At 73.5% G+C, this 8458-nt stretch carries 10 protein-coding genes and 1 pseudogene; 6 read left to right on the top strand and 5 right to left on the bottom strand.

Annotated features, from left to right (window positions below):
* Window positions 1-275 (top strand): annotated as a pseudogene (locus ACRDSK_RS28800) (hypothetical protein); the annotation flags it as partial.
* A gap of 9 nt (window positions 276-284) precedes the next feature.
* Here ACRDSK_RS28800 and ACRDSK_RS28795 read toward each other — a convergent pair.
* Window positions 285-1148, bottom strand: a complete 864-nt coding sequence (locus tag ACRDSK_RS28795; RefSeq protein WP_431444498.1) for a tRNA (adenine-N1)-methyltransferase — start codon at window positions 1146-1148, stop codon at window positions 285-287.
* Window positions 1149-1221: 73 nt separating this feature from the next.
* Between ACRDSK_RS28795 and ACRDSK_RS28790 the strand changes: the two genes are divergently transcribed.
* A complete protein-coding gene (locus ACRDSK_RS28790; protein WP_431444497.1) occupies window positions 1222-1983 on the top strand; it encodes a hypothetical protein in 762 nt (253 codons plus the stop codon).
* Here ACRDSK_RS28790 and ACRDSK_RS28785 read toward each other — a convergent pair.
* Window positions 1980-3107 carry a site-2 protease family protein gene (locus tag ACRDSK_RS28785; RefSeq protein WP_431444496.1) on the bottom strand — a complete coding sequence of 376 codons (1128 nt, stop codon included), beginning with the start codon at window positions 3105-3107 and terminating at the stop codon, window positions 1980-1982. The two genes, ACRDSK_RS28790 and ACRDSK_RS28785, sit on opposite strands and share 4 nt — an antisense overlap.
* 118 nt (window positions 3108-3225) lie before the next feature.
* Between ACRDSK_RS28785 and ACRDSK_RS28780 the strand changes: the two genes are divergently transcribed.
* Together ACRDSK_RS28780 and ACRDSK_RS28775 are read left to right on the top strand one after the other, a co-directional pair.
* A complete protein-coding gene (locus ACRDSK_RS28780) occupies window positions 3226-4116 on the top strand; it encodes a RecB family exonuclease (protein ID WP_431444495.1) in 891 nt (296 codons plus the stop codon).
* A 215-nt stretch (window positions 4117-4331) separates the two neighbouring features.
* Entirely contained in the window at window positions 4332-5111 is a 780-nt protein-coding gene (locus ACRDSK_RS28775) for a thioesterase family protein (RefSeq protein ID WP_431444494.1), read from the top strand.
* 29 nt (window positions 5112-5140) lie between these two features.
* Here the strand turns inward: ACRDSK_RS28775 and hisG are convergent, their stop codons facing one another.
* From hisG to ACRDSK_RS28760, 3 genes are read right to left on the bottom strand one after another with little or no spacing between them, the layout of a single operon-like run.
* A complete protein-coding gene (hisG, locus tag ACRDSK_RS28770; protein WP_431444493.1) occupies window positions 5141-5986 on the bottom strand; it encodes an ATP phosphoribosyltransferase in 846 nt (281 codons plus the stop codon).
* Window positions 5987-6006: 20 nt separating this feature from the next.
* A complete protein-coding gene (locus ACRDSK_RS28765) occupies window positions 6007-6270 on the bottom strand; it encodes a phosphoribosyl-ATP diphosphatase (RefSeq protein WP_431444499.1) in 264 nt (87 codons plus the stop codon).
* A 38-nt stretch (window positions 6271-6308) separates the two neighbouring features.
* A complete protein-coding gene (locus ACRDSK_RS28760; protein ID WP_431444492.1) occupies window positions 6309-6968 on the bottom strand; it encodes an HAD family hydrolase in 660 nt (219 codons plus the stop codon).
* A gap of 52 nt (window positions 6969-7020) precedes the next feature.
* Between ACRDSK_RS28760 and ACRDSK_RS28755 the strand changes: the two genes are divergently transcribed.
* Together ACRDSK_RS28755 and ACRDSK_RS28750 are read left to right on the top strand one after the other, a co-directional pair.
* The gene (locus ACRDSK_RS28755) at window positions 7021-7932 is read left to right on the top strand and encodes a PAC2 family protein (RefSeq protein ID WP_431444491.1); all 912 of its coding nucleotides are present in this window, start codon (window positions 7021-7023) and stop codon (window positions 7930-7932) included.
* Window positions 7933-7942: 10 nt separating this feature from the next.
* On the top strand, window positions 7943-8458 hold a 516-nt coding region (locus tag ACRDSK_RS28750; RefSeq protein WP_431444490.1), incomplete at its 3' end, for an MFS transporter.

Raw genomic sequence — 8458 nt, 5'->3', positions numbered from 1 at the left:
ACCGGAACGTGGCCGCCGCCCGCACCGCGGCCGAGCAGGCCGCGACCGCGATCAGCGCGCGGGACGTCGACGCGATGCGCAAGCTCAGCTGCGACCCGAGCACGGTCGGCTCGGTCGAGGAGTTCCCGCCCGACGCCACCGCCCGGCTCGCCGAGCCGCCGCAGATCACCGGTGACAAGGCGACCGCGCAGATCGAGCTGTCCATCGACGGCAGCGAGCCGACCGTGGTGCCGCTGCCGATGGAGAAGCGCGGCGGCAAGTGGTGCGTGCCGTAGCCCGGCGGGTCAGGCCCGCTGGGCCCGGCGCTGCTGGCGTGGGGTGACGACGCCTTCGGCCAGCCGCCGGGCGGTCAGCACGAACGCCGTGTGCGCCACCATCCGGTGCTCGGGGCGCACGGCCAGGCCGACCACGTGCCAGGGCCGCATCAGCGTCTCCCACGCCTGCGGCTCGGTCCAGCACTGCTGCTCGCGCAGTGCCTCGGTGACCCGGGACAGCTGGGTCGTCGTGGCCACGTAGATCACCAGCACGCCGCCGGGGATCACGCTGCGCGCCGCGACGGGCAGCATCTCCCACGGCGAGAGCATGTCCAGGATCATCCGGTCGGCCTCTTCGCCGCCCCCGCCCTCGGCAGCCTCGTCGGCGCCGTGCTCGGCGAGGTCGCGGATGTGCAGCTCCCAGTTGGCCGGCCGCTCGCCGAAGAACGCGGTGACGTTCCGGACGGCGTGCTCGGCGTGGTCCGCGCGCACCTCGTAGGAGGTCACCCGGCCCTCGGGCCCGACGGCGCGCAGCAGCGAGCAGGTCAGCGCGCCGGAGCCGGCACCCGCCTCGAGCACCCGCGCGCCGGGGAAGACGTCGCCCCACACGAGGATCTGCCCGGTGTCCTTCGGGTAGATCACCTGCGCGCCGCGCGGCATCGAGAGGACGTAGTCGGCGAGCAACGGCCGCAGCGCGAGGTACGCGGTGCCACCGACGGAGCTGACCAGCGAGCCCTCCGGCCGGCCGAGTACGTCGTCGTGGGCCACGGCGCCGCGGTGCGTGTGGTACTGCCCGCCCGGGGTCAGTACGAGGGTGTAGTGCCTGCCCTTCGGATCGGTGAGCTGCACCCGGTCCCCTTCTCGGAAGGGCCCGCTCGCCCTGACCTCCGCCACCCTGCTCCCTTCGTTCGAGTTCGCGTGACACTAGTCTGGCCGCCGCGTGCCATCGTCGATCGCAGGGGGGATCATGACGTACCCGCCGCAGCCGCCCGGGCCCTATGGCCAGCAACCGCCGGACCCGAACCAGCCGGGGCCGTACGGTCCCCAGCAGGGGCCCTACAACCAGGGTCCGTACCAGCAAGGCCCGTACCAGCAGCAGGGCCCGTACAACCAAGGTCCTTGGCAGCAGGACCCGTGGGCGCCTGGCGGCTTCCCGGTCGGACCGCCGCCGTCGAAGCCGCGGACCGGCCTGATCACCGCCCTGATCATCGTGTCGATCCTGGTCATCGGCGGCGGCGCGGTCGGCGCGTACTTCCTGCTCGGCGACGAGGGCGACCCGGGTGCGGGCAGTGGCGGCGACGAGGACCGGAGCGCCCGGGCCGCGGCCCAGACCTACGTGCGGGAGCTGGAGAAGGCGCTCAACACCGAGATCGCCGACGTCGACCTCGCGCCGCTGAAGCCCGTGACGTGCCGCGACGACTTCACGCAGATGGAGGACGACATCGCGGACGCCAAGGAGTTCGCGGAGAGCTACAGCGCCACGCCCAGCCCGGGTGATCGCATCCGGATCCGGATGAAGGACTTCGAGCGGACCTCCGAGGGCGCCACGTTCCTCCTGACCGAGCGCCAGGTCGGCGACGGCGACGAGCAGACGAGGAACATGACGGTCGCCAGGGAGGACGGCGAGTGGCGGGTCTGCGGCGTCTACGAGGAAGGCTCCGAAGACGGCTCCGAGGACGGTTCCTCGACGAGCCGTGAGGTCCCGCCGAACCCGATTCCTACGTCCTAGCCGGTTTGCCGGGCGGCGAGCCCGGCCTTGAGGTCCTCGCGCCGGAGCACGCCGGCCGGGCGGCCGTCCCGGTCCACCACCAGGAACTGCCAGGCGGCGGTCTCCTGCACGCGCTCGACGATGTCCTCCCCCGGCTCGGAGTCCAGCAGCACGGACTCCGGCCGGATCGGCTCGGCGGCCTGCTCGGCGGGTGCCATCGGCGACAGCTCCGAGAGCCGCTCCGCGGCGAACGGGTCGAGCAGGCCCACGGCCACCCCGTCCGCGCGGACCAGGACCACGCCCCGGCCGGCCGCGGCGCTCAACGCGTCGGCGACCGGGCTCTCCGCGGGCAGTTGCAGGATCGGTCGGGTGAGACCGGCGAGCGTGAGGCCTTCCGGCCAGGTCGGGCGCTGGTCCGAGGCCAGCTCGCCGCGCGCGCCGGACGCGACGAACCATGCGGTCAGCGCGCACACGCCCAGCCGCAGCCAGCGGTCCGGGCTCTCGGTGGCCAGGCCCCACAGCGCCCACAGCATCAGCAGCCCGGCGACGAGCCAGCCGCCGACCACGGCCGCCCGCGTGCCGATCCCCCGCTCGCCGAACATCGCCCACACGCCCGCGCGGAGCATCCGGCCGCCGTCCAGCGGCAGCCCGGGCAGCAGGTTGAACACCGCGACGGCGACGTTGGCCACCGCGCACTCGAGGACGAGCAGCCACACCGGTCCCTCGGCCGGCATGAACAGCAGCACGAAGCCGCACAGCGCGGCGAGCACGGCCGACACCGCCGGCCCGGCCGCGGCGATCACGCCCTCGTGCGCGGGTCTGCGCGGCGTCCGGGTGATCTCCGCGAGCCCGCCGAGCAGGAACAGCCGCAGCCGGCGGACCGGGATCCCCAGGTGCAGCGCGACCACGCAGTGCCCGAGCTCGTGGGCCAGCACGGACGCGCCGAGCAGGACCGCGAACGCGGCCGCGAGCAGGATCGAGACCACCGCGGTCGCCTCCGGCAGGAACCGGTTGACCAGCGGCGCGTAGAGCACGATCACCGCGACGGAGCCGACCCACCAGGACGGCGAGAGGAGCACGGGCACGCCACGGAACCGGAACAGCAGCAGCCCGCCGTCCCGGTCCGAGGCCCAGGTCCTGCTCACCCTTGCAGGGTATGGGTCCGGATGTGGGTCTGTCGTGATGGCCGCACCCCACGATCGGGGCCGACACGCGTGGCGACGGCTGCCCGGAGTGTCGGTGCCCTCGCCTAGTGTTTGGGCCATGACGGAGACAGCCGAGCTCGCCGACGGCGCCAACGTCACCGCCGACGTGCGGGCGCCGCGCAGACCCGCGCTCTCGCCGTCCCGCGCCGGGGACTTCAAGCAGTGCCCGCTGCTCTACCGGTTCCGCGCGGTCGACCGGCTGCCGGAGAAGCCGACGCCCGCACAGGTGCGCGGCATCGTGGTGCACGCGGTCCTGGAGGAGCTGTTCGGCCTGCCGGCGGCCGAGCGGGTGCCGGAGCGGGCGCACGGCCTGCTGCCGCCGGTGTGGCAGCGGCTGCGCGAGGAGCGCCCGGAGCTCGGGGAACTGTTCACCGACGACGAGGCCCTGGCGGGCTGGCTCGAGACGGCCAGCCAGCTGATCGAGGGCTACTTCACGCTGGAGGACCCACGCCGCTTCGACGCGGAGGCCCGCGAGCTGCTGGTGGAGACCGAGCTGAGCTCGGGAGTGCTGCTGCGCGGCTACATCGACCGCCTCGACGTGGCGCCCACCGGCGAGATCCGGGTGATCGACTACAAGACCGGCACCGCGCCGCGCGAGATCGGCGAGGCGAAGGCGCTGTTCCAGATGAAGTTCTACGCGCTGGTGCTGTGGCGGCTGCGCGGCGTGGTGCCGCGGCAGCTGCGGCTGATGTACCTCGCGGACCGCCAGTCGCTCACCTACACCCCGGACGAGGCGGAGCTGACCCGATTCGAGCGCACCCTCGACGCGGTGTGGCAGGCGATCCTGAAGGCCGGGAATACGGGCGACTTCCGGCCGAACAAGAGCCGGCTGTGCGACTGGTGCGCGCATCAGGCGCTGTGCCCGGCGTACGGCGGCACGCCGCCGGAGTACCCGGGCTGGCCGGAACCGGATCCCGGCGAGGAGACCCCGCTGGACCGCGCCGACTGATTCAGTCCGCCTCCCCGAAGTTCAAGGTGTTGGTCGCGTTCCAGCGAATCGTGCCGATCTCCACGTACTTGTGGCTGGCCGCCGTCACGTTCCCCTGAGGTTGCGTTGGTCGGTCCAAGGCCGCACCGCTAGCTTCGCGGTATGAGCGAGCTTGCGAGCGAATCATCGACACAGGGCGACCGCGAGCGGCGGCACCGAGCCTGCGAGGGGGCGTCGTGAGCGACGCCTTCTACGAGCCGCTGGGCGACGGCCGGTTCGACTCGACTGTGCACTCCACCGGTCCGTGGTCGCCGAAGACGCAGCACCTCGGGCCGCCGAGCGCGCTGCTGGTGCGCGCGCTCGAGGCGCTCCCGGCCGCGGCACCGATGCTGGTCGCCCGCGTCACGGTGGAGATCCTCGGCCCGGTGCCGGTGGCGGAGCTGTCCGTGTCCGCTGGAGTGGAGCGGCCGGGCCGCTCGGTGGAGCTGCTCGGCGCGGAGCTGTCGGCCGGCGGCCGCACGGTGGCGCGGGCCCGTGCGTGGCGGCATGCGCGGTCGGACACGTCCGCGGTCGCGGTGGGGGTGGACGAGCCGCTGGCGCCGCCGGAGGACGGGAAACCGATGCACCGCCCGGAAAGCTGGGGCTTCGGCTACCTGGACGCGATGGAGTGGCGGGCGCTGGTCGGGCACCTGGGCGAGCCGGGGCCGGCGACGGTGTGGGCGCGCCAGGGCGTGGACCTCGTGGCGGGCGAGCGGCCCACCGGCCTGCAGCGCGTGTTCGTCGTGGCCGACTCCGGCAACGGGGTGTCGAGCCGGATGAACCCGCTCGAGTGGCTGTTCATCAACTCGGAGCTGACCGTGCACCTCTACCGGGAGCCGGCGGGCGAGTGGGTCGGGCTGGACGCCACGACGGCCATCGGCCCGGACGGCGTCGGTTCGGCGTTCTCGGTGCTACATGACTCGAACGGGCCGGTCGGCCGGGGCGCGCAGGCGCTGCTGGTCCGCCCGCAGGGCTAGCCCGTCCGCGCCGGCAGGGCCGACTGGCGTCAGAGGCGGCAGGACCGGATGTCGGAGGCCAGCACGGCCTTTGCGCCGAGCGCGGCGAGCCGGTCCATCACCAGGTTGGCGTCGTTGCGCGGCACCATGGCGCGCACCGCCACCCACTCCGGGTGCGCGAGCGGCGCGACGGTCGGCGACTCGAGGCCGGGAGTGATCGTGATCGCCTCGTCGAGCAGCGGCTTCGGGCAGTCGTAGTCCAGCATCATGTACTGCTGCGCGAACACCACGCCCTGCAGCCGCGCGGCCAGCTGGTCCTTCGCCGGCGAACGCTCGGCGGCCGCGCCGTGCAGCAGCACCGCCTGGGACTCGCAGATCGGGTCGCCGAAGGCGACCAGGTCGTGCTGGCGCAGCGTCCGCCCCGACCCGACGACGTCGGCCACCGCGTCGGCCACGCCCAGCTGCACGGAGATCTCGACCGCCCCGTCCAGCCGGATGACCTCGGCGTCGATGCCGCGCGCCGTGAGGTCGGCGCGAACCAGGCGCGGGTAAGAGGTCGCGAGCCGCTTGCCGGCGAGGTCCGCGACCCGCCACTCCCGGCCCGCGGGCGCCGCGTAGCGGAACGTCGAGCCGCCGAACCCGAGAGCGAGCCGCTCGGTGACCGCCGCGCCCGAGTCCAGCGCGAGGTCGCGACCGGTGATCCCGAGGTCGAGCTCACCCGAGCCGACGTAGATCGGGATGTCCTTGGGGCGCAGGAAGAAGAACTCCACGTCGTTGTTGGGGTCGAGCACGGTGAGGTCACGCGACTCGTGCCGGCCGCGGTATCCGGCCTCGGCGAGCATCTCGGCGGCCGGTCCGGCTAGCGCGCCCTTGTTCGGCACGGCAACCCGCAACATGGTGTCTCCCAAACTGAGGCTCAGAGGTGGCGGTACACGTCGTCGAGGCCGAGGCCGCGGCCCAGCATGAGGACCTGGACGCGGTACAGCAGCTGGGACACCTCCTCGGCGAGGCGCTCGTCGGACTCGTGTTCGGCGGCGATCCACACCTCGCCGGCCTCCTCGAGCACCTTCTTCCCCTGCGCGTGCACCCCGGCGTCGAGCGCGGCGACGGTGCCGGAGCCCTCGGGCCGCAGCTCGGCCCGCTCGCGGAGTTCGGCGAACAACTCGTCGAACGTCTTCACGAGCCAGATCCTGCCATCGTCCATCCGGAGCAGCGCGGCTAGGCCACCAGTGCGGTCAGGTCGGCCACCGTCAGATCCTCGAGCGAGTCCCGGAACACCCGCCGCTCTCCCGGCTCCACCGGCACCTCGCACTGCACGACCAACACCGTGCAGCCCGCGGCCACCGCCGACTCGGTGCCCGTCGGGGAGTCCTCGATCGCCACACACGCGGCCGGGTCGACGCCGAGCCGCCGGGCGGCGCGCAGGTACGGCTCGGGGAGCGGCTTGTTGAGCCCGTCCACCTCGTCGCCGCACACCGTGGTGTCGAACAGCGTCCGGCCGATGGTGTCGAGGGCGATCTCCGTGAGGTCCCGTTCGGTCGAGGTCACGAGCGCCATCGAGAAGCCCGCCGCGCGCACCGTCGCGAGCGCGTCGCGCGCGCCGGGTCGCCACGGCAGCGAGCCGCCGAACACCTCGGCCATCCGCCGGTCGATCCACGCCGCCCCGTCCGCGAGCTGCTCGGCGGACGGCGAGTCGATGCCGACCTCCGCGTACAGCAGGTCGAGCGTGCGCTTCACGTTCGTCCCGACCATGGCCTGCCGGGTGGCCAGGGACAGCTCACCGCCCAGCTTCTCGGTCAGCTCGTACAGCGGGATGTCCCACAACTTCTCGGAGTCGAGCAGGGTCCCGTCGAGGTCCCAGAGGACGGCGGCCGGCATGCGACCCAGCCTACGATCCCCCGCCGATCGGCACGGGTCGTAGGCTTGCCCGGTGACCGACCCGGACCAGCAGCCGACGAACCAGCCCCTACCAGCGGAGGACCACGAGCTCGTGGAACCCGTACTGGTCGCCGCCTTCGAGGGCTGGAACGACGCTGGTGACGCGGCGAGCGCCGCCATCGAGCACCTCCAGCTCACCTGGGAGGCGACGGAGCTGGTGGAGATCGACCCGGACGACTACTACGACTTCCAGGTGACCCGCCCGACCGTGCGCATGGTGGATGGGGTGACCCGGCGGGTCGAGTGGCCGACCACCCGGCTGTCGGTCTGCCGCCCGCCCGGCTCGAACCGGGACGTGGTGCTCGTGCACGGCATCGAGCCGAACATGCGCTGGCGGCGGTTCTGCGCCGAGCTTCTCGAGCAGATCGACCAGCTGGGCGTGACCACGGTCGTGACGCTGGGCGCGCTGCTCGCGGACACGCCGCACACCCGCCCGGTGCCGGTGACCGGGACCGCCTACGACGCGGCCTCGGCCGCCCGGTTCGGCCTGGAGCGGTCCCGCTACGAGGGCCCGACCGGCATCGTCGGCGTGCTCCAGGACGCCTGCGTGCAGGCCGGCGTGCCGGCGATCTCCATCTGGGCCGCGGTGCCGCACTACGTCTCCCAACCGCCGTCGCCGAAGGCCACGCTCGCGCTGCTGCATCGTCTCGAGGAGGTCCTCGACCTGGAGGTGCCGCTCGGCCAGCTGCCCGACCAGGCCGAGGAGTGGCAGCAGACGGTCAGCGAGATGGCCGCCGAGGACGAGGACGTGCGCAACTACGTGCGGGCGCTCGAGGAGCGCGGCGACGCGGAGACCGCGCTGAACGAGACCAGCGGCGACGCGATCGCCGCCGAGTTCGAGCGGTACCTGCGCCGGCGCCGGCCGGGCGGTCCCGGCCGCGGGCCGACCGGTCCCGGCGCCTGAGTGGCCTGAGTTGATCGACCGCCGCCGCCTCGCGGTCGCGGGGGTGTACGCGGGCGGGTTCCTCGGGCCGTTCGGCGGCGGAGTCACCGCGGCCATGCTGCCCGAGCTCGGAGCGGACTTCGGCGTGTCCGCGCCTGCCGCGTCCGCGACGATCACCGCGTACCTGGTGCCGTTCGCGGTGCTGATGCTGTTCTCCGGCACGCTCGGCGCGCGCTGGGGGCTGCGGCGCAGCGTGCTCGGCGCCTACCTGGTGTCGATCGCCGGCTCGGTGGTGTGCGTGGCGTCGACGTCGTTCCCGCTGCTGCTCGCCGGCCGGGGCGTGCAAGGCGTGGCGAACGCGTTCACCACGCCGCTGCTGCTGGCCACGATCGCGGCGACGACCCCACGCGAACGGCTCGGCCGGGCGCTCGGGCTGTTCGCCTCGCTGCAGGCGGCCGGGCAGACCTCGGCGCCGCTGCTCGGCGGGCTCGCGGCGGAGGTGAGCTGGCGGCTCGCGTTCGTCGGTGTCGCGGCGGCGGCCGCGGTG

Source organism: Actinophytocola sp., assembly GCF_050699915.1.
GTDB lineage: Bacteria > Actinomycetota > Actinomycetes > Mycobacteriales > Pseudonocardiaceae > Actinophytocola.
Note: the sequence above shows the minus strand (reverse complement) of the source record. Positions and strands in the feature narration are given on the sequence as shown.